Origin of the sequence: Gordonia sp. (in: high G+C Gram-positive bacteria) (assembly GCF_047600385.1) — a bacterium.
Taxonomy (GTDB): Bacteria; Actinomycetota; Actinomycetes; order Mycobacteriales; family Mycobacteriaceae; genus Gordonia.
This window is the reverse complement of record NZ_JASGKZ010000001.1, coordinates 699615-721199: the sequence shown is the minus strand read 5'-3', so window position 1 is coordinate 721199 and position 21585 is coordinate 699615. Positions and strand designations below refer to the sequence as shown.

Below are 21585 nucleotides of genomic sequence, written 5' to 3'. Positions count from 1 at the left end.
GGCGCGACTCGCCGCCGATTGGCCGCGCCTGGCGCAGCGTCTGCTCGACGAGGGACTGGGGGCCGTCGCGCCGGTCGGCGTGCCCGCCGACCACTACGACGCCGACGTGCTCCCGGTGATCGCGGCGTGCGGGCAGGCCGTGTTCGCGGCCCTCGCCGCCGACGAGGTGCCGACGGCCGAGGAGATCCGGGAGTTCGTCCGGCCGGTCGCCAAGGAGCACGTCGACGACATGCTCCCGCTGCCCGTCCTGATCGCGAGCATCCACGCCTCCTCACAGGTGCTGCTGGCGCACGCCGGCGGCCACGTCCGGCCGGAGGAGATCGGTGAACTCCTCGGACTGGGGCAGCGGCTGCTCCAGGTGCTGGCGATGATCGACGTCGCCTGCGTGGAGGTCTACTCCGAAGAACTGGGCACCGCGTTCGACGCCGCCCGAGAGGTACGACGAGAACTCTGCGACGCACTGGTCAACGGCCGCCCCGCCGAAGCACTCGCTTCGCGGGCCGGCACCCGGATCGCCGAACGGTACACGGTGGTGTCGTTGCGCCTGGACTCCGAGCACCACGAGATGCCGCCGAATCTGGTGGTGCAGCGGCGGCGCCGGATCCTCTCGGCCGCGCTCGACGAACTGACCACCGACATCACACCGGCCAGGTTCGACGGGATCGAGGGTCTCGCGTTGATCGCCGACGGCGCCGCCGAATCCGATCCGCGCGACCCGCGCTGGGCGGAGTACGCGGCGGCGATGACCCGGCGGCTCGGCGTCGACGTCTACGTGGGGATGATCGACGGCGTGCGCCCGGAGGAGTTGCCGTCCGCCGCACTCGACGCCGCCGAACTCTGCCGCCTGGCCCGGATCCTGAATCGCGGACCCGGCGCCTACGGGATCGACGACCTGCTGCTGGAGTTCCAGGTGACCAGGCCCAGCGCCGCGCGCGATCGGCTGGCGGCGCGCGTGGCGCCGCTGTTCGATCAGGAGCATCTCCCTCGACGCCCTCCACGCCCACCTCCGGCACGGCTCCGACCGCAAGGCCGCCGCCGCCCGGGTGTTCGTCCACCCGAACACCTACACCTACCGGCTCCGCCGGATCGGCGAGCTCACCGGACTCGATCCCACCGTGCCGCACGAGTCGCGGATGCTGGCGGCGGCGCTGATGGTGTCCGGCCGATGGCTCGAACACGACTGAGCCGGCCGTCGAGACCGGGTGGACCGGCCCGGACGGTTACGGTTCGTAGCGTTCGGGGAGTTCCAGCAGGGGTTCGCTGAGCGAGATCCTGGCGATGTTGCCCTGCAGCACGTCACGGTAGATGCGGAGCTGCTCTTCACCGGCCTTCACCTGCTCGGAGAGCATGCGGGAGTGGTCGGCGGAGAGCTCGCGATCACCCGATCGCGAGACGAGATGATCGATGCGGGCGTCGAGGGTGGACGCCCTGTCGTACTCGTCGAGGAGCCGGAGCTCTTCGGCGGCGGACTCGACGGTCTGAGCGATCTCGACGAGTGCCTGCACGCGGCCGAGCATCTCGGTCCAGACCGGGCGGAGGGCGGCCTCGCGCTGATCGAGGTGTTCGATCAGCCCGGCGTCGTCGCCGCTGCGGGCGCGGGCGCGATCGAGGTCCACCCGGAGTCCGCGGAGCGCGACGACGTCGGTGGCGATCTCGGCGAGTTCGGCGTGCAGATTCACCTGGGTGCGCTGCATCTCGAAGAAGTCCGAATGCCAGGCCTGGCTGCGGAGGATCCGGTCGTAGAAGTGGCCGGCGACGAACTGCAGGGTCTCGTAACCGTCGCTGAACGACGCCCCGCGGCCCAGAGCGCCGGGCCGCTCGAGATCCGTGTCGGAGCCGAGCGCTTCGTTGATCCAGTCCTCGATGTTCTGCGCGGCGCTGCGGCCCGCGAGGGTGCCGACGAGCCCGGCGATCCGGTCGACGGCGGCGCTTCCGGCCCGGCGGGCGGAACCACCGGTCGGCAGTCCGGAGACCGGGGTGGCGAGGAGACCGCCGAAGAGGCGTTCACGCTCGTCGAGTTCCAGGTACAGGTTCTCCCGACGCTCCCGCCGGATGGCGCGGGTGCTGGTGGGGAACACCCCCTTGCCCACGACGACCACCTTCCGGGCGTCCTCGCGGCGACGGATCATTCCGGCCAGCCGCGACCGGAGCACGGTGGCCACCATGTTCGGCACACCGGTCGAGAGCTGCTGCTCGATGCGCACGATCGAATGCTGCAGACGACGGAGATCCGAGTAGGGCATCGCGAGGTGGGGGAGCGGGTGACCGAGCGACATCCGGCGCACCAGCAGGGCGCGCCCGGTGGGGGTGGAGATGCCCGGAGGCGATCAGCAGTGCGGCGTCGTCGGAGAGCTGCGGCGGGTCGCCGGGCAGACGCGACTCCTGCGTCCACCGCCGGAGATCGGCGATGGAGACGGTGACACGCGGGGAGTTCATGTCGTCATTCTACCCGTGTTACCGGATGGTAGTGCGACGAGAAATCCGTCACGACCTGCACCGGGATGTGGCGGGAGAGCCTCCCGGCGTCGTCGAGTCGACGCCGGGAGGCGCACCGGTCTTCGCTGATCGATCAGCGACTCCGCTCGATCAGCGACTCCGCTCGATCAGCGACTCCGCTCGATCAGCGACGACGACGCCGGGCCGGGTGCGGTCGTGCGGAGGGGCCTCGGGCCGCGCGCTTGGCCGTCGGCGCCGGCCGCGAAGCGAGGACCTCGCCGTCGACCGTGACCGCGGGCCGATCGGTGTCGCCGGGCTCGTCGGAGCGTCGTCGGGGCTCCGACCCCCCGTGCCGCGGGGCCGCCGCGGACCCGGACGTCGAGTTCTGGTGCCGGAGGTTGTTGAACCCCTGTTCGGCGACGGTCACGCCGATCGCCAGACCGATGGCGGCCGGCCACTCCAGGATCCCGACGGCGGCCAGTCCGGCGAGGACGCCGTACATGGCCAGATCCCGCGGTTGCGGGACGCCGATCTTCCCCAGCACGGGTAACTGGACGGAGAACTTCTGGGCCTCACGGACCAAAGTACTCAGTTCCCGATGTTCTTCCAGGAACCCTTGGACACCGGCCCGGCTTTGGCTAGGCTTATCAACCATGACGGAACTCGCTCGTGCTCTGGGACCCGACGCTCTCGTCAACGTCGGCGTCCGGCTCTTCACGCCCGCCGTCGAGCACGTCTACACCGTCCTCGTGCGTGCGGGCGTCCTCGTCATCGACGACTGACTCCACCGCGTCGTCCGCGTCCGCACCGGCGGCCGCGAACTCCTCGCGCGCGTCCTTCAGCGCCGCCAGGATCGGATCCAGCTGCTCGGCCAGTTCCCCGCCGACCTTCTCGGTCAGCTGCGGAAGACGGTCGGCCAGCTCGTCGATCACCCCCGGCAGCAGTTTCGCGATGCTCGCCGCGGCGGTGGCGCCGATCATCGCCTGCGCCCAGCCCATCGGACCGATCGGGGTGCAGCCGAACAGGTGGCTCAGCCCCGGAATCGAGACGATCGTCCCCATCAGCGCGAAGGTGCCGATGTTGGTGGCCAGCACCAGCGGACCGTCCGAATCGACCAGCATCTCCAGCATCTGGGAGGCCACCAGACCCACCAGGCCGACGGTCGCGGCCCGCGACTGCCGCCCGGTCATGCTCGCCAGCGACCACGCGATCACGGCGCCGAGCGTCGTGAAGACGGCGCGGACGGCGACGGCCCGGTAGATCGTCGACTCGTCGTGGGCGCCCTGCACGTCGGGGTCGCGCTGCGGACTCACCGCGAGCGCGGCCGCCGGGAAGGCGTCGGTGAGCATGTTGACCAGCATCATCTGCCGGGCGTTGAGCGCGGGCCTGCCGGTCAGCATGGTGGTGATCAGGCCGAAGCTGAGCTCGCCCACACTGTGGCCGAGCAGCACCGAGATCGCCGACAGCACGCGCCGCCACAGCTGCTCGCCCTCGTCGAGGGCGTCGATGATGCCGCTGATGTCGCCGTCGAGCAGCATCACGTCGGCCGCGATCCGGGCCGGGTCGCTGCCCGCGGAGGCCACGCCGATCCCGACGGAGGCGGCGCGGATGGCGGCGGCGTCGTTGGCGCCGTCGCCGACCATCGCGGTGACCAGCCCGGCGTCCTCCAGCGCCTGGACCACCTGCACCTTGTGTTCGGGCGACATCCGCGCGAACACCAGGTGCCGACGGGCCGCGTCGACGCGTTCGGAGGAGGTGTAGCGGTCCCAGCGGTCGCCGGTCATCACCTGATCGGCGGTCACCGTCAGGCCCATCTCCCCGGCGATCGCGGCCGCGGTGACCGGGTGGTCGCCGGTGATCATCCGGACCTCGAGGCCCCGGCCGAGCAACTCGGTGATCAGCGGTTCGGCGGCCGGGCGCGGGGTGTCGGAGAGACCGATCACGCCGAGCAGGCGCAGCGACCGGACGGCGTCGGCCAGGGTGTTCGGCTCCTCGACGGCGGCGGCGACCCGGCGGTCGTCGATCTCGCAGTCGGCGACGGCGAGCACCCGCAGTCCCTTGGCGGCGAGTTCGTCCAGCGCCGTGCGGAGCGTGACCCGGTCGGCCTCGGAGAACACCGGCATCAGGGTCTCGGGCGCGCCCTTGACCATCACGCGGTTCCCGATCAGCGCACCGGCGTACGGGCGTTCGGATTGGAACGGCAGCAGCGCATCGGGTGTGGCGAACACGATCCCGGCGTCGCCTGCGGCGGCGTGGATCGCCGCATCCGTGGCGTGTTCGACGCTCCCGTCGCGGCGGACCAGCATGGTCTCGCCCGCGGCGGTGAGGACCTCGGTCTCGCTCGTCCGGAGCCCCGTCACGGGATCCTCGCCGAGTCCGACGACGGTGTCCACGCGCAGCCGGTTCTCGCTGAGCGTGCCGGTCTTGTCGAAGCAGACCGCGTCGAGCCGGGCGAACGCCTCGATCGCCCGCGAGTTGCGGACCAGCACGGACGAGCCGGTGAGACGACGCGCCGACGCCGACTGGGCCAGCGTGACCACCAGCGGCAGCCCCTCGGGGACCGCGGCCACGGCGATCGAGACCGTGCCGGAGGCCACCTCGCGCAGCGGACGACGCCGCAGCAGCGAGAACGCGCCGATCGCGGCGCCGCCGGCGAAACTCCACGGCATGGCGCGCTCGGTGATCTCCCCGAGCTGCGCGGCCAGACCCACCTCGCGGGACGGGCGCGGCGCCATCGCCAGCGCGCGGCTGGCCTGGGTGCTCGCCCCGACCGCGGTGACGATCGCGTGCGCCTTACCGGCCACCATCGTCGTCCCGGCGTAGAGCATGCCGGTGCGTTCGGCGAGCGGAGCGCCGGGGGTGTCGCGGGTGTCCTTGTCGACCGGCAGCGACTCGCCGGTGAGCGCGGACTCGTCCACCTCGGTGTGCTCGGCGTCGATGATGCGGCCGTCGGCGGGCACCACCTCCCCGGACCGGACCTCGATGATGTCGCCCGGAAGCAGCCGGGAGGCGCGGATCTCCTCGTACTCGGTGCGATCGGAGAAACCGCTGATCCGGCGGGCGAGCGGATCCTGTTCGGCGAGCATCCTCCGCAGCAGACGCTCGGCGTGCAGCGACTGCTGCGCCGAGAGCGCGGTGTTGAGGGCGAGGACGCTGCCGACCATGGCGGCGTCGAGCGGTGAACCGAGCAGGGCGCTGGCGGCCGCGCCGGTGGCGAGGATCGGAGTGATCGGATCGTTGAGGTCCTCGCGCATGGTGTCGCCGAACTCGCGCAGATAGTCGCGGACTCGCTTGGCGCCGGTCAGGCCCGCGGTGACGGCGGGCCGCCCGGTCAGGGCGGCCAGGCCGACGGCCGGGGTCTCGGCGGCGCGCTCGGGCGGCGGGAGGCGGCGGGCCACCTCGGTGATCGGCATCGCGTGCCAGTCGTAGTCGGTCTCGCCGGGCGGGACGGGAGCGTCGAACACCCGGCGCCCGATCACGTGGCCGGCCCGGAAACCGAACAGCGCGGAGGTGTTGGTCGAGCCGGGGCCGTCGCCGGGGACGTCGGGGATCAGCATCAGGGTGCCGAGCACGGAGCCGCCGACCGAGAGCGTCATGCCGCGCTCGGCGGCCGCGACCGCGGCGGGCACGGCGTGCAGGATCCGCCAGGCGCCGGCGAGATCGCGGACCAGGACGTCGGCGTTCCATGGGACGGGGGTGCCCTCGTCGAACAGGCCGACGGTGAAGGCGACCGCGGTGGGCGCCTGCGTGCCGGAGGCGGCGAGCAGCGCGACGGTGTGTCCGTCGTCGGCGAGTCGGCGTCCGACGCGCGCCAGGGCGGCGTCGACGTCGTCGTCGGCGGGGAACAGGTCGTCGAAGGCCTGGTGCAGGGTGCCGTAGGCCTCGTCGGCCAGCGAGAGGATCCGCAGCCCGGCCTTCCGGGCCTCCATCAGGACGACGGGGGCGAGCGGGGCGAAGACCGGGGCCACCAGGACGCCGACCGTCCCGACGGTGGTGTCGACGGTGTTCCACCCCGCGGAGAGGCGGCCGGCGGAGAGTTCGGCGTCGGCCTCATGCCAGGCGGCGGTGCGCTGCTCGCCGTCGACGCCGGTGATCCGGGAGATCCGCAGCTCCTCGGTGAACAGGGCCCGGGGATCCACCAGGAGGGTGTCGATCTCGGACAGGCCGCGCAGTGCGCGCGGATTCATCACGAGGGCGTCGTGGTGGTCGTGCAGGCCGCGGCTCACGGCGGCGGCGAAGGTCTCGCGCACGGTCCGGGCGGCCTTCGGGGCGCCGACCATCACGGCTTCGGCGGCCTGCTCCAGGGTGCCGACCACGCCGATCACCGCGGCCGCGGCCAGACCGGCGTTCGCCGAGACCTTCTCATAGGGCCTGCTGTACGACGTCGCGGCGCGCGGCTGCGCCCCGGGCGGCGGCGCGAGCGAACCCCGGCGTCCGGCCTCGGCTGTGAGTGCGGGGGCCAGCGCCGCCCAGGCCTGCTGCGCGTTGCGCGCCTCCCTCGTCTCGACGGCGCCCAGTCCTGCGCTGACCAGCGCGCTCACCGGAGCTCCGGTGAGCAGGTTGGCGGCACTGCCGACCGATCGCAGCAGCAGGTCGGCGCCCTGCGCGCCGAGGGCGTCGTTCAGGGCGGACCGTGCGGCCGGGTGGTAGTCGAGGGCGGTGACGGGTGCCGCGAGCAGTCGCGAGAAGGCCTGCACCGGGAGTGCGGCGGTCACCGCGGCACCCACCGCGGCGGCACCCGCGGCGGCGGTGCCGAGCAGCGACGAGACCGCACGCGACGAGTCGCCCGGCAGCGGGGCCGGCTCGATCACCGGGACGCCGACGCCTTCGATCCGGGCGGCGACCGCGTTCTCCGCCTCGTCGATCGCCGCGACGACGGACTCGGTGGCGACGCTGCCGTCGGTGTTCACGATCACGCGGTCGAGCGGACCGATCACGGTCACGTCGGTGACGCCCGGAAGCCTCCCGAGTCCGGTGGTCAGTGCGAGTTCGAGCGGCCCGTAGGCGAGGTCGAGGCCGCGCACCTCGATCCAGAAGTCGCCGCCGTCCCGGCTCACCCGGCGCACCGGAGTGCCGCCGACGGCTTCCAGGGCGGCGCCCGCAGTGGCGCGGACCGCGTCCGCGGCGGTCGCCGCGACCTTCCCGGTGACCCCGGCGGCGGTGGACACCGCGGTGGTGACGACGGACCCGGTCACGCGGACCGGTGCGGTGAGAAGACCGGGGACTCGGTCCACGGGCAGAAAAGACATGTCAGCCTCCGTTCTTGTTCAGGCTACGTCGTATCCGGGGCAGACCCATGGCGACGCGGCGCCGCACCGACGACGGCGCCGCGGCCGATCCGTCCGGGACGGGCGCGGTCCGGCAGTCGTGGTCGCCGGCGACCACGACGCCGCGGAACCCCGGGATCGGCGCGAGCCGCGCCTGCAGATTGTTGCGAATCGTGTTGTCCGCGTAGGCGCATCCGTGGCAGCGGCCGCTCAGGACCACGCGCACGGTGCCGTCGTGGACGTCGAGCAGCTCCACCAGGCCGCCGTGCGACCCGGTGTACGAGCCGAACTCCCCGGCCAGCACCTCCTCGACGGCGACGGCGATCTCGCGGTCCGCGGCTGAGACCAGGTCCGCATCCGCGGTCTCCTCCTCGGATCCGGGCACGGGCCACCCGCCGGGCGCCGAGAGCACCTCGAACAGTGCCGAACGCAGGGCCGCACCGTCGGCGGCCGCGGTGTGTCCGGGCGCCAGCCGGGTGACGATCCGGCCCGGCGCCACCGAGACCTCGGTGAGCACGGCGTCGTCGTACAGACGTTGAACCGGGGCCGGGACCTCGCCGGCGGCGAGGTCCCGGGTGAAGCGGACGAGTCCGGGGCCGATGCGCCAGCGGACGGCGCTCGGATCGTCGGCGACCGGTTCGGGGTGGAGATGGATCTTCCGGTCGGTCACCGACTCACCCGACGATCGCCGAGGCGATGGTGTGACCGAGGAGCGCCGCGCCGTAGGCCAGGACGAACATGTACACCCACGAGATGATCGGCCACTTCCACGAGTTGGTCTCGCGGCGGATGGCGCCGACCGTGGCCATGCACTGCAGCGCGTAGACGAAGAACAGCAGCAGCGCCACGATCGTCGGTGTGCTGAACACCTGCTCGCCCCGGTCCGGGCCCTGCGTGTAGGTCATGTTCTCCAGCGCGGCCTGGGGATCCTCGGGATCCTCGGCGGCACCGATCTGGCCGAGCGTGGACACCACGACCTCGCGGGCCGCGAACGAGCCCAGGATGCCGATGTCGATGCGCCAGTCGAAGCCCAGGGGCCGGAAGACCGGCTCCACGAACTTGCCGATCGAGGCGGCGAAGCTGTTGTCGATCACGTACGAGCGGGCCTCGGCCTCGCCTGCGGCATCCGCCTCCTCTTCGGTGGAGCCCTGCGCCAGCGCGGTGGCCACCGCCTGCTCGCGGACCGCGTCGGCCTGTTCGGTGTGCGCGGGCAGCGCGAGCAGACCCCACAGGAGGACGGCCGTCGCCAGGATGATCCCGCCGACCTTCTTCAGGAACTGCTTGGACGAGTCCCACATGGTCACCAGCACGGTCTTGACGCCGGGAACGCGGTACGGCGGCATCTCCATGTAGAACGGCATCAGGTCGCTGCGCAGCGACTTGGTGCGCTTGAAGATCGCGGCGGCGATCATCGCCGAGACCGCGCCCAGCAGGTACAGGCCGAACATCACGGCGCCCTGCGCGCCGAACGGACCGAAACCGGCATCCGCCGGAACCAGCATGCCGACCAGCAGCACGTAGACCGGGATGCGGGCCGAACAGGTCATCAGCGGTGCGGTGACCGTGGTGGCGATGCGGTCGCGTGACGACGGGATGGTGCGGGTGGCCATGATGCCGGGGACGGCGCAGGCGAACGACGACAGCATGGCCACGAACGCGCGGCCCTCGAGGCCGGCGCGGCTCATCACGCGGTCGGTGAGGAACGCCGCCCGCGACATGTAGCCGACGTTCTCCAGCAGCGAGATCAGCAGGAACATCAGCATGATCTGCGGCACGAACACGAGGATTCCGCCGACGCCGCCGATCAGCGCGGTGCCGAGGAAGTCGGCGAGCACCGGTTGGGTGACGTGTTCGGCGACCAGTTCGGAGAGCCAGCCGAAGAAGGTCTCGATGTAGTCCTGCAGCGGTGCGGCGAGGGTGAAGATCACCTGGAAGAACAGGAACATCACCGCGAGGAAGACCATCGTGCCGAACACCGGGTGCAGCAGCAGGCGGTCGACGGCGGTGGTCCGGGAGTGCTCCCGCGGCTCCACGTACCCGGCTTCGGCCAGGGCGGAGTGGATCCAGTCGTTGCGTTCGGCGCCCTCGTGGGCCTGCGGCGGCACCGGCGGCCGCTGCCACGAGTCGGGGTCGGCGAGCAGTTCGCGGACCGGTTCGAGGGTCGACGGCTTGGTGCCGATCACGGCGCGCACGGGGACGCCGAGGGCGCGTTCGAGGGCGGAGGCGTCGACGTGGCCGCTGCGCTGCTCCATCTCGTCGCTCATGGTGAGGGCGAGGGCGACGGGGATCCCGAGGTTCATGGTCTCGGCGACCAGTGCGAGCGAGCGTTCCAGCACGGTGCAGTCGACGACGATCAGCGCGGCATCGGGCTTGGCGACACCGGCCAGGTCGCCGTGCAGCAGGTCGGCGACCACCTGTTCGTCGGGCGAGATCGGCGTGAGGCTGTAGGTGCCGGGCAGGTCTTCCAGGTAGGCGTCCTGCTTCCCGCCGTCGCCGCCGGGTGCGCCGACGCCGGCCGGGGCGGGCACGCGGACGCGGCCGACGGACCGGGTCACGGTGACACCCGGGTAGTTGCCGGTCTTGAGTCGCAGACCGGTGAGCGCGTTGAAGATCGAGGTCTTGCCGGCGTTCGGGCTGCCGATCAGGGCGATCCGCTTGCGGCCGTCGCCGGGGACCGGTTCCACCGTGCCCACGGCGGCGTGGTGCGCGCACCCGGGGTCGTGTGCGGCGGTGCGGCCGGGATCGTCGTCGCCGGTCAGGCCGCCGCCCGCGTTGCAGCAGTCACTCATCGTCCACCTCGCACTGGATGTACTGGGCCTCCCGGTTGCGGAGGCAGATCTGATAGCCCATCACCTTGTAGATGCTCGGATCGCCGAGCGGGGCGTGACGGACCTTGTGGACCGGGGCATCGCCGGCGAAGCCGAGGCTCGCCAGGCGTTGGCGGACCGGTTCGGGACAGTCGTCGGAGAACTGCCGCACGGTGGCGGAGGCCCCGACGGCGACGTCGGAGAGGGGTGTCATGGCGGGCTGCCTTCTACTCAATGATGCGAGGTCGGACCAGCCTCGCATAAGTAACCTTAGTGAAGGCTGACCTGCGGATACCAGGGCAGGAAGGCCTTATCAGACAGTAGCTGTTGTCACATGACCAGGGAGAATTAAGCGATCCTTCAGCTTCGGTGTCATCCGTTCGGACGACCCCAGCTGCGCAGGTACCCCTTCTCGACGTCGGTGAGGCGGCGCAGGGTGTGGGCCTCGATGTCGACGACGGCCATCTGGGTGCTCGCCACACAGGCCGGACGCGAGTCGGGCGCGGCGTCGGCGCCGCGGATCTCGTAGCCGATGGTGAAGTCGACGCTGCGGTGCCCCTTGATCCACATCGCGACCTCCAGCGGACTGTCCTCGTGCCGGAGCTGGGCCTGGTAGCGGATCTCGACGTGCACGATCATCGCGCTCTTGATGAGCGGGGCGTACTCCTCGCCTGCGGACAGCAGCCACTGGATGCGCGCCTCCTCCATCAGGGTCACCATGCGCGCGTGATTGATGTGACCGAACGCGTCCATATCAGACCAGCGCACCGGAACCTGAGCGACGAAAGCGTATAAATCCTTGGACATGTCGGAAGTGTATCGCCAGGTCGGAGCGTTTCACTCACTCGCCTCTCAGTCTTCCTTTACCGAATCGCAATGTCCGACAGGTACTTTCAAGGCTCATGACTCTGCGTCGTTTCTTTTCGGGCCTCGCCGCCGCCACCGCTCTCGCGCTCACCGGTGCGGCGTTCGCCCCCGCTGCGGTCGAGGCCGCACCGAAGGGCGCGCAGGTGACCAAGAAGATCCAGCGCGGCCTGCATCGCACCGATCTGACGGTCCGCAGCGCCGCGATGAAGGACTCGATTCCGGTCACGGTGCTCTCGCCCCCCGGCGACGAACCGCGCGGAACCCTCTACCTGCTCGACGGCGCCGACGGCGGCGACAAGGTGAGCGACTGGATCACCAAGGGCGGGGCGACGCGCTTCTTCGCCGGGCGGAACGTGAACGTCGTGCTGCCCGCGGGCGGTGCGGGCTCGTTCTACACCGACTGGATCCGCAAGGACCGCAAGCTGGGCAAGCCGCAGTGGGAGACCTTCCTCACCGAGGAACTGCCCGAGCTGATGGCCGAACAGTTCGGTTCCAACGGCCGCAACGCGGTGATGGGTCTGTCGATGGGCGGCCAGTCGGCCTTCACCCTCGCCGTCCGCAATCCCGAGCTGTACCGCGGCGTCGGCTCGCTGAGCGGCTGCCCGCCGGTCTCCGGCCCGGCGAACGAGGCCTACGTCCGCACCACGGTGGGCCGGACCGGCGCCGATGCCAGCAACATGTGGGGTGCGCCGGGCAGCAAGACCTGGCGGGAGCACGATCCGGCGCTGCACCTGGACGCTCTGCGCGGCAAGGCCCTGTTCCTGAGCGCGGGTTCCGGAGCGGTGGGACCGCCCGACTTCACCATCGAGCGCGATCCCGACGAGGGACCTGAGGACGCGCAGATCGCGGCCGGTTCGGCGCTGGAGGCGGCCGCGTACCGCTGCTCGCTGGAGTTCGCGGCGAAGCTCACCGGCGCGGGGATCGACTACACGCCCGGCTTCCGGCTGATCGGCACGCACAGCTGGCCGTACTGGCAGCAGGACCTGGAGGGCGCGTGGGGCACGCTCGGACCGTCGATCTCCTGACGTTCCCCCGGTAGAAGGACTGCTCCGCGGGCGAGAGACCCGCGATGGACGAGAAGACCGCCGCGACCGAGGATCGGTCGCGGCGGTCTTCTCGTCTCAGGGGAGCGAACGTCGGAGGTCCGGTTCAGACTTCGACCGCGAGCGCTGCGGCGGAGTCGTCGGGAACGGAATAGGCCAGGGCGATGTGCTCGAACAGCACGCGGCGCCGTTCCAGGACCTGGTCGTCGTCGGGATTGAGCAGGCACTGCGGTGCGGTGCCGTCGAACACGGCGATCACGGCCTTGCTGAACGACTCCGGATCCGGGATGCGGCGGCCGGCCCGGGCCAGCAGTTCGACGACGAGAGGAGTCAGCGCTTCGCTGACGTGCTCCTCGCGGGCCGCGACCACCTCGCGCAGACCCGGTGTCCGCAGCGCGTGGGCGGTCACCTCGGCGGTGATGCCCCACCACTTCGGATCCAGCGGGAGGGCGGCGGAGATGCCGCGGATCACTTCGCGCAGATCCACCACGTCGTCGGCGACCAGCCGGTCCAGTGCGGTCCGGATCTCGGCGAGGATCGTCGACGACCGCTCGGCCCACATCTCGAGGAAGAGTTCTTCGAGGGATTCGAAGTTCGAATAGAACGCGCCGCGTGTGAAACCGGCTCGGTCGACGACCTTCTCCACCGTCGTGTGGCCGAAACCGTTCTCGGCGTAGGCCTCGAAGGCGGCGTCGATCAGACGGCGCCGGGTGTTGCCGCGTTTGCGTTTGGTGCTGGGGTCGACGGTCATCGAGTCCTCCACTTCCGGGCGAACGACAGAAATGCGCCGGTCTCTTCAGGGTGGGTCACGGTGACCCGGACGCCGTCGCCGACGAACGGGCGCAGGATCACTCCGGCTTCGGCGGCTGCCGTCGCGAACGGTACGGCGTCGTCGCCCAGCGCGAGCCAGACGAAGTTGGCCTGTGAATCGGGGACCCGATAGCCGAGGTCGCGGAGCTCCGCGGTCACGCGGACCCGTTCGGCCACCACGGCGTCGGTGCGGGCGAGCAGCTGGTCCTGCGCGTTCAGGCAGGCGAGTGCGGCCGCCTGGGCGACGCTGTTGACGGAGAACGGGAGGTGCGCCTTGCCGAGTGCCACCACCACTTCCGGGTCGGCCACAGCATAGCCGACGCGGAGCCCCGCGAGGCCGTACGCCTTCGAGAAGGTCCGCAGCACAACGAGATTCGGGAACTCCCGACGCAGCTCGAGAGCATCGTAGGAGTGGGCCTCGTCGGTCCTCATGTACTCGAAATAGGCCTCGTCGAGGACGACGACGAGGTCGTTCGGCACGCGCTCGAGGAAGCGGCGCAGGGCCTGGGCCTCCACCACGGTGCCGGTCGGGTTGTTCGGGTTGCACACGAAGATCAGGCGGGTGTGTCCGGTGATCGCCGCGGCCATGGCGTCGAGGTCGTAGACGGCGTCACCGGTCAGCGGGACCTGCACCGGAGTGGCGCCCGCGACACGGGTCGCCAGCGGGTAGGTCTCGAACGAGCGCCAGCCGAACAGCACCTCGTCGCCCGGTCCGGCGGTGACGGTGATCAGGTTCTGGCAGAGGGTCACCGAGCCGCAGCCCACCTGGATCTCCGCCGGGGTCACGCCCAGGCCGTCGGCGAGGGCTGCGGTGAGCGCCGCCGCGCCGTTGTCCGGATACCGGTTGACGCCGGCTGCGGCCTCGGCGATCGCTTCGGCCACCGCGGGGAGCGGCCCGTGGGTCACCTCGTTGCTCGCGAGTTTCAGCGCGCCGGGGAAGGTCTTGCCCGGAACGTACACCGGAAGCGAATCGAGGTCGGGGCGGATGCGGAACGTCACTCTGACAATGTAGGCGTTTCTCCTGCTGTTTTCCCCTGCGGTCCAGCCGATTTGCTTCTGATTGCGCGGCGTGTGTAATGTTTTCTCCGGCGAGCCCGAGAGGGCGAGACCAGGAGACGTGCCAGAGCGGCCGAATGGGACTCACTGCTAATGAGTTGTCTCTTGAAAAAGGGACCGGAGGTTCAAATCCTCTCGTCTCCGCTGACCGGGTTCGCCCGGACAACCGAATAGCGTTCGAACTGCGAATGTAGTACAGTAGTTCGAGTACAAGCGCCCGTAGCTCAACGGATAGAGCATCTGACTACGGATCAGAAGGTTTGGGGTTCGAATCCCTACGGGCGCACTCAGAACACCCCCTTCACCAGCAAAAACGGTGAAGGGGGTGTTCTTCTTTCTCCGGCTGTCGTGGTTCGGTGCGGCGAGCGGCTCCGTCGGCAGGCCTTCGGACTCGTCGTGCATCGAACGCGTCTGGAACGGTCGCGTCTGGAACGGTTCCGCCGCGGCCCCGAGGCCGCGCCGACGTCTGGACGGCGTCGCGAACCGCGGGTGACGGGGTGAACCGCTTCAGTCGGCGTCGGGATCGTCGTCCGTCGGCAGCAGCAGGCGGACGACGTCGAACACCGAGGCCGCGGTGACGCGGGGGTCGATGACGCGGCGGACGGCGATCCCGAAGGCGAGGTTCACGATCATCTCGGCGACCCGGTCGGCGCTCATCGGTCCCTCGCCGGGGAGCGGCAGCCGGTCGGCGATGATCGCACCGAGCCCGCCGACGGCGGCCCGGTTGCGGTCGCCTTCGGTGACCACGAGACCGTCGTCGTCGCGGATGGCGAGGGCGAACTCCAACTCCAGTCGCGGCCATCCGGAGTTCAGGATCTTCTCGCTCCACTGCTCCAGCCGGTCCACGGTCTCCGGCCCCCAGGGGTCCGAGACCATCTCGCTCACCTCGGCCTGCACCTCCGCTTGCAGGTCGCCGAGCACCTCGAGCGTCAGCTCCGCCTTGCTGGCGAAGTTGGAGTAGAACGCGCCGGTGGTGAATCCCGCGGTGTGCGCGAGTGCGGCCACCGAGGTCGCCGGGTAGCCGTCTCGCAGGAGCATCTCACGGCCGACCTCTTTGAGGAGGCGTCGCGTCTGCGCCTGGGCTTCGGCGCGCGATGGGCGGCTCACTCGTCAAACCCTACCGAGAGGTTGCGCGACAGATTTCAGATAGTAGCGTTATCTGAAATATCCGGACCCGACCGAAGGTGGACGGCATGAATGGAATGCGGCTGGACGAGCGCCTGGCCCTGGCGGTCGTCGGACCACCGATGGAGCATGACGACGCCCGGATCCGGAAGGCCGTCGACGGCAAGGTGGTCGTCGTGACCGGGGCGTCCTTCGGGCAGGGCGAGGCGACGGCCCGTCTCCTCGCCGCGAACGGGGCGATCGTGGTCATGGCGGCGCGCACCCGGCCCCGGCTCGCCGAGGTCGCGGCCGAGATCCGCGCGGCGGGCGGCCGGGCCCACGCGTACCCGCTGGACCTGGTGAACCCGGACGCGGTGGACCGTTTCGCCGCCCGGGTGCTGGACGACCACGGGCGTGTGGACGTCCTGATCCACAACGCGGGAAAGTCGTTGCGGCGGTCGGTGTTCCGGAGTGCGCTGCGTCCCCAGGACATGGAGTCGATGGTCGGCGTCAACTTCCTCGGCCCCATGCGGCTGACGCTCGCCCTGCTGCCCGCCATGCGAGACGGGGGCGGGGCACACATCGTCAACATCGCGAGTGCCGGCGTTCAGATGCCGACCGCGCCGCGCTGGGGCTTCTACATCGCCTGCAAGGACGGATTCGACCGCTGGCTGCGGTCGGTGGCGATGGAGTCCAAGCGCTACGGCATCACGGTCACCAGCCTGTACGCCGGGCACATCAAGAGCCGGATGGTCGCCACCGGCTGGGTGGCGATGTCACCGGGGCACACGCCCGAGCAGGCGGCCCGCACCGTCGCCTATGCGATCACCCGGCGGCCCCGGACGATGCAGCCGCGCGGATTCACCGCGCTCAACGTGGCCCGCACCGCCCTGGCCGCACCGCTGGAGGTCGTGCTGTCGATCTTCGACGGCCGGGCCGGGGAGACCGCCGCCTCGGAGGCCGCCTTCGCCGCGGCCATGGCGGGTCGGGGAGCCGATCCCGCATCCGGCGGGACCGCGACCGGCGATCGGGCCGACTCGTGAGCCGCGGCTCGACGGTCCGCGGCGACGGCCGTCAGTGGCTGGGGGCGGCCGTCGCGCTCGTCGCCTCGGGGGTGCTGCGACCGCCCGGCCCGCGGACCGCGATCCGGCTCGCCACGTCGGCGGTACGGTTCGGCGCCACCCCGGCCGTCCTGCTCGGGCTCTCGGCGGCCCGCCACCCCGACCGGGTCGCGGTGATCGACGAGTGGGGTCCGGTCACCTACCGCGACCTGCTCGACACCTCGTCCTCGGTCTCCGCCCACCTCAGGCGGGTCGGATGCGGGCGAGGCGGGTCGGTGGGCATCCTGTGCCGCAATCACCGCGGATTCCTCGTCGCGCTCGCAGCGGCGGCGCAGACCGGCGCCGACATCGTGTCGATCAACACCGAGGTCCCGCCGCAGCAACTCGACGCGCTGCTCACCCGTCATCGCCCCGACGTCCTCGTTCACGACCGCGAGTTCGCCGAGGCGATCGGCGTCTCGGGCTGGTCGGGCATCGCGATCCTCGCCGACCCGGACGCGGACTCCGACACCGGCGCCGCCGTGGATTCGCTGTGGTCGATCCACCGTGATCCGCCCCGTCCGGTCCCACCGAGCCGCATGCCCGGCAGATTCGTTCTGCTCACCTCGGGGACCACCGGTCTCGCCAAGGGCGTGCCCCGCAAGATCTCCCTGTGGGCCGTCCTCCAGCTGGCCGCCACCGGCGTCTCCCACGTCGACCTGCGGGCCGGGGACGTCGCCTACGTCGGACCGCCCTTCTTCCACGGCTTCGGTCTCCTCGGTTCGCTGGGCGTGATCACGGTCGGCGGCACCGTGGTGTGCCGCCGGCGCTTCGACGCCGAACAGATGCTCGACGACATGCGCCGCCACCGCGTGAACGTCCTGATCGCGGTGCCGGTGATGCTGCAGCGTCTGGTGGCCGTCCCCGACCTGGCGGAGAAGGCGAAGGGACTCCGTCTGCGGGTGGCGCTGACCGGTGCCGCCCCGATCACGACGGCCACGGTGCGCGCCTTCCGGCAGCGGTTCGGCGACGTCCTGGTCAACGGATACGGCTCCACCGAGGCCGGGATCGTGTCGATCGCATCGCCGGAGGACCTGGCGAAGGCGCCGAACACGGCCGGGCGGCCGGGGCTGGGCGTCTCGATCAGGATCGTCGACGCGCACGACCGGCCCGTCCCGCCGGGAACCGGCGGCCGGATCGTCGTGCGCGGTCCGCTCGACTACGACGGGTACACCCCGGACCGGGCCGCGGCGCCCACCGCGAAGAGGATCGTCGACGGTCACGTCGACACCGGCGACCTCGGTCACCTCGACGACGACGGACTGCTGTTCATCGACGGCCGCGGCGACGACATGGTGGTCTCCGGCGGTGAGAACGTCTTCCCGCGTGAAGTGGAGGACGCGTTGACCGCGCATCCGGAGATCTCCGATGCCGTGGTCCTGGGCGTCGACGACGACGAGTACGGCCAGGTCTTGAACGCCTACCTCGTCTCCGAGCGGAAACTGGCCGACGACGAGATCAAGGAACATCTGCGGTCGCGTCTGGAGCGCTACAAGGTGCCCAAGGCGTTCATCCGCATCGATGCCGTCCCCCGCAACGCGGCTGGGAAGGTCCTGCGCGGAGAACTCGCCCGCGGCTCGTGAACGACGACGGCAGGCGTCCCGGCGGAGAGCTCGGGACGCCTGCCGGTGATCGTCAGCGTTCGACGCGGTGGAGAGTGAAGTCCTCCGGATCCGGCGCCGACAGCATGCGGATCATCTCTCCGCGGTCGAACGGGAACAGGTCGATGCGGCCCGACTCGGTGAAGTACCAGGAGTGGCAGCCGGTGTTCCACACCGTGGGTCCCATGGCCTCGGCGACCGCCGCGGAGAAGTCGTCGGCGGCCTCCTCGGTGACCTCGATGCGGTCGACGTCGCCGGCCCGCCACCGCTCGAGCCACTGCGCGATGTACTTCGCGGTGAGCTCGGCCGAGAACTGCAGGGAGATGGATCCGGTCGGCGAGTTCGGGCCCAGCACCGTGAACAGGTTCGGGAAACCCGGGATCGCGGTCATCCGGTAGGCGCGCGGACCGTCGGCCCAGGCGTCGTCGAGTGCGATGCCCTCGCGGCCGGTGATCCGCATGGGCCGCATGTAGTCGTGCGCCCGGAAGCCGGTGGCCAGCACGATCACGTCGACGTCGTGCTCGACGCCGTCGGCGGTGACGATGCCGGTGGGGGTGACCTTCTCGATACCCGCGGTGACCAGTTCGGCGTTCGGTTGCTGCAACGCCCGATAGTAGGTTCCCGAGACCACCTGGCGCTTGCACAGCGGCTGATGGTCGGGGGTCAACCGCTTGCGCAGCTCGCGGTCCCGCACCTGGGCGCGCAGCGACAGGTGCGCGTACCGCTGGACGGCCTTGCGGCGCCAGGACGGGCGCAGCACCACGTCGGCGAAGATCCCCGAGCCCCACAGGAGGCCCTGGTAGATCTTCTCGTGCACCGTCGGCAGCCGGCCGAGGAGCGCGGCGGTGCCCGGGAGCTGCGGCAGCCGCATCGGCGCCCACAGCACCCACTGCGGCGACCGCACGAAGTGGGTCAGCTTCTGCGCGCCCGGCTGCAGCGCGGAGACCACCTGCACGCCGGTCGATCCGGTGCCGAGCACCGCGATCCTTCTGCCGTCGGTCACCAGGTCGTCGTCCCAGCGCGCGGTGTGCACCACCGGACCGGTGAAGGAGTCCAGGCCCTCGATGTCCGGGACGGCCGGGTTCTGCAGGACGCCGGTCGCGCACAGCACGAAGTCGGCGACGATCGTCTCGCCGTCGGCGGTGGACAGCGTCCACTCTCCGGTGGCGTCGTCGAACTCGGCGGCGACGACCTCGACGCCGCAGCGGATCAGATCGGCCAGGCCCAGCTCGTCGACCACGTCGCGGTGATACTGCTGGATCTCGCGGCCGTCGGCCCACAGCTTGGACCAGTCGGCCTTCGGCGCGAATCCGAACTGGTAGATCTGCGAGGGGACGTCGCAGGTCAGTCCCGGGTAGCGGTTCCAGTGCCAGACGCCGCCGACGTCGGACCCCTTCTCCAGGACGGTGACGTCGGTGAAGCCGCGTTCTCTCAGCACGTGCGCCGAGGTGATGCCGGAGACGCCGGCGCCGACGACGACGATGCGGGGTTCGCGCCGCCCGTCGAGTCCTGTCGAGTCGTTCATCGGGGACTCTCCGTGCTCAGGGCCGCCGCGACGGTGGCGCGCGTGCTCACCAGCGAGCTCTCGAAGGCCGCCGCGCGACGTCCGGCGTCCATGAAGTTGGCCCCGAGGGCACCGAGTTCGTCGGCGGTCGGCGAGACGACGACCACCTCGGTGCCGCGGCGGCGGACCTCGGCGACCTCCCGGCGAAGCACCGCCGACATCGGTCTGCGCAGCAGCGTGTACTCGGCCAGGCCGCCGACGCCCGGGCCGCGGACGTCGTCCAGGCCGGCCATCGAGGCGATCACGTAGACCACGTCGGCCTCGTCGGCGCCGATCAGGTCGACCGAGGCGGTCGACGCGGCACCGCCGTCGCAGTGGTCGCGGCCGTCGACGGAGACCGACGGCATCCAGCCGGGGATGCCCCAGGAGGCGCGCATCGCCTGGCTCAGCGTGGCCGCCGAACTCAGCGCCGGATTCGCCGGATCCGCCTCGCTGGGACCGGTGAAGGCGATGCGGGTGTCGTCGTCGGTTCGGTAGCCGACCAGCCGGATGCCCGGGCGGTCGAGCCACCGCTTCCCGGGCGGGCACACCGCACCGGCGAGGCGGTCGAGCCAGGAGGCGTCGCCGCGTCCGGCCGGAGCGAGGCCGACCAGCGGGCGGTGTCCGCCGCGGCGGAGAAGGGTGCGCGGATTCGGCATCGCGAGGCCGGGGATCGGCGGGAACGACGGCGGGGTGTTGGCCAGGTGGGCGGCCAGTCGCGCGTCGACCGGCTCGCCCCGCTGCATGTCGACCAGGTCCTGCGTGGAGAACCCGGCGCCGAGCATGGTGGCGATCTCCGCGCCCGCGGAGGTGCCCTGGATGATCGCCGCCTCGCGTGGATCCCAGTCCAGCGCCTGCGCGAGGGAGTGGAGGGCGGCCATCGACCAGGCGCCGCCGACGGTGCCGCCGCAGCCGAGGGCGAGAGCGATCCTGCTCATCGGCCGACCTGCGCCGTCGTCTCGGCGCGGGCGGCCGTCTCCGGCGCGGCGTTCTGCTCGGCGTGCCGCTCGATCCGTTCCAGATACGCCTTGCGGCCCACCGGATCCAGCGCCATGGCCTGGTCGTGGCCGATCAGGGTGCGGAAGAGGCGTTCGACGGTCTCCGGCACGAAGGCCTCGACCAGGTCCCAGCCGTGCAGCACCCAGGTGGGCGCCGAGGTGCGGGCCGCGCGGGTGGTCAGGGTTCGCAGGATCCGATCGGCGACGTCTTCGGGGTCGACGGTCGGCAACACCGAGAGGTCGGCGCCGGAGGAGAGCTCGGTGCGGACGGCCGAGGGCATGATCGCCGAGACCGTGACGCCGGTGCCGTCGTACTCGCGGCGCGCGGCGAGCGAGGCGCCGAGGGCGGCGAACTTGGTGGTGTTGTAGGTGACCATGCCGGGCAGCGGGAGGATTCCGGCCATCGACGAGACGTTGACGACGTGGCCCCTCCCCGCCTGCAGCATGCTCGGCAGCACCAGGTGCATGCCGTTGAGGACGCCGCGGATGTTCACGTCGATCATCAGGTCGGTGACGGCCTCGGGTTCGGCGACGAACGGGCCGACCGGCATCACGCCCGCGTTGTTCACCAGGACGTCGATGCGCCCGTGCTCGGCGAGGATCTCGTCGACGATCGACCGCCAGGAGGCGCGGTCGGTGACGTCGAGGTGCCGTGCCACGGCATCCGGGATCTTCGCGGCGGTCGCCGTGGCGACGTCCTCGTCGAGATCGCCGATCCACACGCGGGCGCCCCTGCTCGCGAAGAGCTTCGCGGTCTCCGCGCCGATTCCCCGGGCGCCGCCGGTGATCAGGACGACGGCTCCGTCGGGGGCGATCTCCGGCACTCCTCTCAGGTACCCGATACGCGAGGTGATCGCGCGATTCACCGAACCCAGAACATCCATGAGCAGCTTTCGTCTCGACGGCATCACCGGCGCCGGGTGTGGCGCAGGACTCACCGAAGTGTTGTTCAG

18 protein-coding genes, 2 tRNA genes and 1 pseudogene are annotated in these 21585 nt (G+C 71.0%); 6 read left to right on the top strand and 15 right to left on the bottom strand.

From position 1 onward, the window contains the following. Positions 1–93: 93 nt before the first annotated feature. Positions 94–261 (bottom strand): hypothetical protein, encoded by a 168-nt coding sequence (locus QM809_RS03305; protein WP_415044405.1) that lies wholly within the window; start codon positions 259–261, stop codon positions 94–96. A gap of 10 nt (positions 262–271) precedes the next feature. Next, entirely contained in the window at positions 272–979 is a 708-nt protein-coding gene (locus tag QM809_RS03300; protein WP_415044404.1) for a hypothetical protein, read from the bottom strand. A gap of 64 nt (positions 980–1043) precedes the next feature. On the opposite strand from QM809_RS03300, the gene QM809_RS03295 reads away from it, so the two are divergent. Further along, on the top strand, positions 1044–1184 hold the full coding sequence (locus QM809_RS03295) for a helix-turn-helix domain-containing protein (RefSeq protein ID WP_415044403.1): 141 nt from the start codon (positions 1044–1046) through the stop codon (positions 1182–1184). Between the two features lie 36 nt (positions 1185–1220). On the opposite strand, the pseudogene QM809_RS03290 reads toward QM809_RS03295, so the two are convergent. From QM809_RS03290 to QM809_RS03260, 7 genes and pseudogenes are all read right to left on the bottom strand, one after another. After that, positions 1221–2436, bottom strand: a pseudogene (locus QM809_RS03290) (hypothetical protein). A gap of 184 nt (positions 2437–2620) precedes the next feature. After that, positions 2621–2980 (bottom strand): hypothetical protein, encoded by a 360-nt coding sequence (locus QM809_RS03285; protein ID WP_415044402.1) that lies wholly within the window; start codon positions 2978–2980, stop codon positions 2621–2623. A gap of 103 nt (positions 2981–3083) precedes the next feature. Continuing rightward, positions 3084–7685, bottom strand: a complete 4602-nt coding sequence (locus QM809_RS03280) for an HAD-IC family P-type ATPase (protein ID WP_415044401.1) — start codon at positions 7683–7685, stop codon at positions 3084–3086. Between the two features lies 1 nt (position 7686). Beyond that, positions 7687–8373 (bottom strand): NifU family protein, encoded by a 687-nt coding sequence (locus tag QM809_RS03275; protein WP_415044400.1) that lies wholly within the window; start codon positions 8371–8373, stop codon positions 7687–7689. Between the two features lie 4 nt (positions 8374–8377). Continuing rightward, positions 8378–10492 carry a ferrous iron transport protein B gene (feoB, locus tag QM809_RS03270; RefSeq protein WP_415044399.1) on the bottom strand — a complete coding sequence of 705 codons (2115 nt, stop codon included), beginning with the start codon at positions 10490–10492 and terminating at the stop codon, positions 8378–8380. Continuing rightward, positions 10485–10724 (bottom strand): FeoA family protein, encoded by a 240-nt coding sequence (locus QM809_RS03265; RefSeq protein ID WP_415044397.1) that lies wholly within the window; start codon positions 10722–10724, stop codon positions 10485–10487. The genes feoB and QM809_RS03265 overlap by 8 nt, the downstream gene beginning before the upstream one ends. A 158-nt stretch (positions 10725–10882) precedes the next feature. Continuing rightward, entirely contained in the window at positions 10883–11317 is a 435-nt protein-coding gene (locus QM809_RS03260; protein WP_415044396.1) for an acyl-CoA thioesterase, read from the bottom strand. Between the two features lie 95 nt (positions 11318–11412). Between QM809_RS03260 and QM809_RS03255 the strand changes: the two genes are divergently transcribed. Beyond that, complete coding sequence (locus QM809_RS03255) at positions 11413–12402, top strand: alpha/beta hydrolase (protein ID WP_415044395.1); 990 nt, start codon at positions 11413–11415, stop codon at positions 12400–12402. 124 nt (positions 12403–12526) lie between these two features. Here the strand turns inward: QM809_RS03255 and QM809_RS03250 are convergent, their stop codons facing one another. Continuing rightward, on the bottom strand, positions 12527–13171 hold the full coding sequence (locus tag QM809_RS03250; RefSeq protein WP_415044394.1) for a TetR/AcrR family transcriptional regulator: 645 nt from the start codon (positions 13169–13171) through the stop codon (positions 12527–12529). Next, complete coding sequence (gene hisC / locus QM809_RS03245; protein WP_415044393.1) at positions 13168–14229, bottom strand: histidinol-phosphate transaminase; 1062 nt, start codon at positions 14227–14229, stop codon at positions 13168–13170. The genes QM809_RS03250 and hisC overlap by 4 nt, the downstream gene beginning before the upstream one ends. A gap of 112 nt (positions 14230–14341) precedes the next feature. On the opposite strand from hisC, the gene QM809_RS03240 reads away from it, so the two are divergent. Together QM809_RS03240 and QM809_RS03235 are read left to right on the top strand one after the other, a co-directional pair. After that, positions 14342–14430 (top strand) — tRNA-Ser (locus QM809_RS03240). A gap of 69 nt (positions 14431–14499) precedes the next feature. Next, a tRNA-Arg gene (locus QM809_RS03235) sits at positions 14500–14572 on the top strand. 221 nt (positions 14573–14793) lie between these two features. On the opposite strand, the gene QM809_RS03230 is transcribed toward QM809_RS03235, so the two are convergent. Then, on the bottom strand, positions 14794–15393 hold the full coding sequence (locus tag QM809_RS03230) for a TetR/AcrR family transcriptional regulator (RefSeq protein WP_415044392.1): 600 nt from the start codon (positions 15391–15393) through the stop codon (positions 14794–14796). Positions 15394–15479: 86 nt separating this feature from the next. Between QM809_RS03230 and QM809_RS03225 the strand changes: the two genes are divergently transcribed. Continuing rightward, complete coding sequence (locus QM809_RS03225) at positions 15480–16433, top strand: SDR family NAD(P)-dependent oxidoreductase (RefSeq protein WP_415044391.1); 954 nt, start codon at positions 15480–15482, stop codon at positions 16431–16433. After that, positions 16430–18073, top strand: coding sequence for an AMP-binding protein (locus tag QM809_RS03220; protein WP_415044390.1), 1644 nt, complete (start codon positions 16430–16432; stop codon positions 18071–18073). The genes QM809_RS03225 and QM809_RS03220 overlap by 4 nt, the downstream gene beginning before the upstream one ends. A 52-nt stretch (positions 18074–18125) precedes the next feature. On the opposite strand, the gene QM809_RS03215 is transcribed toward QM809_RS03220, so the two are convergent. Genes QM809_RS03215 through QM809_RS03205 form a run of 3 tightly spaced genes read right to left on the bottom strand, consistent with a single transcriptional unit; the run spans position 18126 to position 21516 of the window. Continuing rightward, positions 18126–19616, bottom strand: coding sequence for a flavin-containing monooxygenase (locus QM809_RS03215; RefSeq protein WP_415044388.1), 1491 nt, complete (start codon positions 19614–19616; stop codon positions 18126–18128). Further along, entirely contained in the window at positions 19613–20572 is a 960-nt protein-coding gene (locus QM809_RS03210; RefSeq protein ID WP_415044387.1) for a patatin-like phospholipase family protein, read from the bottom strand. The genes QM809_RS03215 and QM809_RS03210 overlap by 4 nt, the downstream gene beginning before the upstream one ends. Then, positions 20569–21516 (bottom strand): SDR family oxidoreductase, encoded by a 948-nt coding sequence (locus QM809_RS03205; RefSeq protein ID WP_415044386.1) that lies wholly within the window; start codon positions 21514–21516, stop codon positions 20569–20571. The genes QM809_RS03210 and QM809_RS03205 overlap by 4 nt, the downstream gene beginning before the upstream one ends. Between the last annotated feature and the right edge of the window lie 69 nt (positions 21517–21585).

Coding starts and splice junctions, on each gene's coding strand:
- QM809_RS03250 (WP_415044394.1), bottom strand. CDS start 13,171: ATGACCGTCGACCCCAGCACCAAACGCAAACGCGGCAACACCCGGCGC.
- feoB (WP_415044399.1), bottom strand. CDS start 10,492: ATGAGTGACTGCTGCAACGCGGGCGGCGGCCTGACCGGCGACGACGAT.
- QM809_RS03215 (WP_415044388.1), bottom strand. CDS start 19,616: ATGAACGACTCGACAGGACTCGACGGGCGGCGCGAACCCCGCATCGTC.
- QM809_RS03305 (WP_415044405.1), bottom strand. CDS start 261: ATGCTCGCGATCAGGACGGGCAGCGGGAGCATGTCGTCGACGTGCTCC.
- QM809_RS03260 (WP_415044396.1), bottom strand. CDS start 11,317: ATGTCCAAGGATTTATACGCTTTCGTCGCTCAGGTTCCGGTGCGCTGG.
- QM809_RS03265 (WP_415044397.1), bottom strand. CDS start 10,724: ATGACACCCCTCTCCGACGTCGCCGTCGGGGCCTCCGCCACCGTGCGG.
- QM809_RS03210 (WP_415044387.1), bottom strand. CDS start 20,572: ATGAGCAGGATCGCTCTCGCCCTCGGCTGCGGCGGCACCGTCGGCGGC.
- QM809_RS03280 (WP_415044401.1), bottom strand. CDS start 7,685: ATGTCTTTTCTGCCCGTGGACCGAGTCCCCGGTCTTCTCACCGCACCG.
- QM809_RS03205 (WP_415044386.1), bottom strand. CDS start 21,516: ATGGATGTTCTGGGTTCGGTGAATCGCGCGATCACCTCGCGTATCGGG.
- QM809_RS03225 (WP_415044391.1), top strand. CDS start 15,480: ATGAATGGAATGCGGCTGGACGAGCGCCTGGCCCTGGCGGTCGTCGGA.
- QM809_RS03255 (WP_415044395.1), top strand. CDS start 11,413: ATGACTCTGCGTCGTTTCTTTTCGGGCCTCGCCGCCGCCACCGCTCTC.
- QM809_RS03300 (WP_415044404.1), bottom strand. CDS start 979: ATGCTCCTGATCGAACAGCGGCGCCACGCGCGCCGCCAGCCGATCGCG.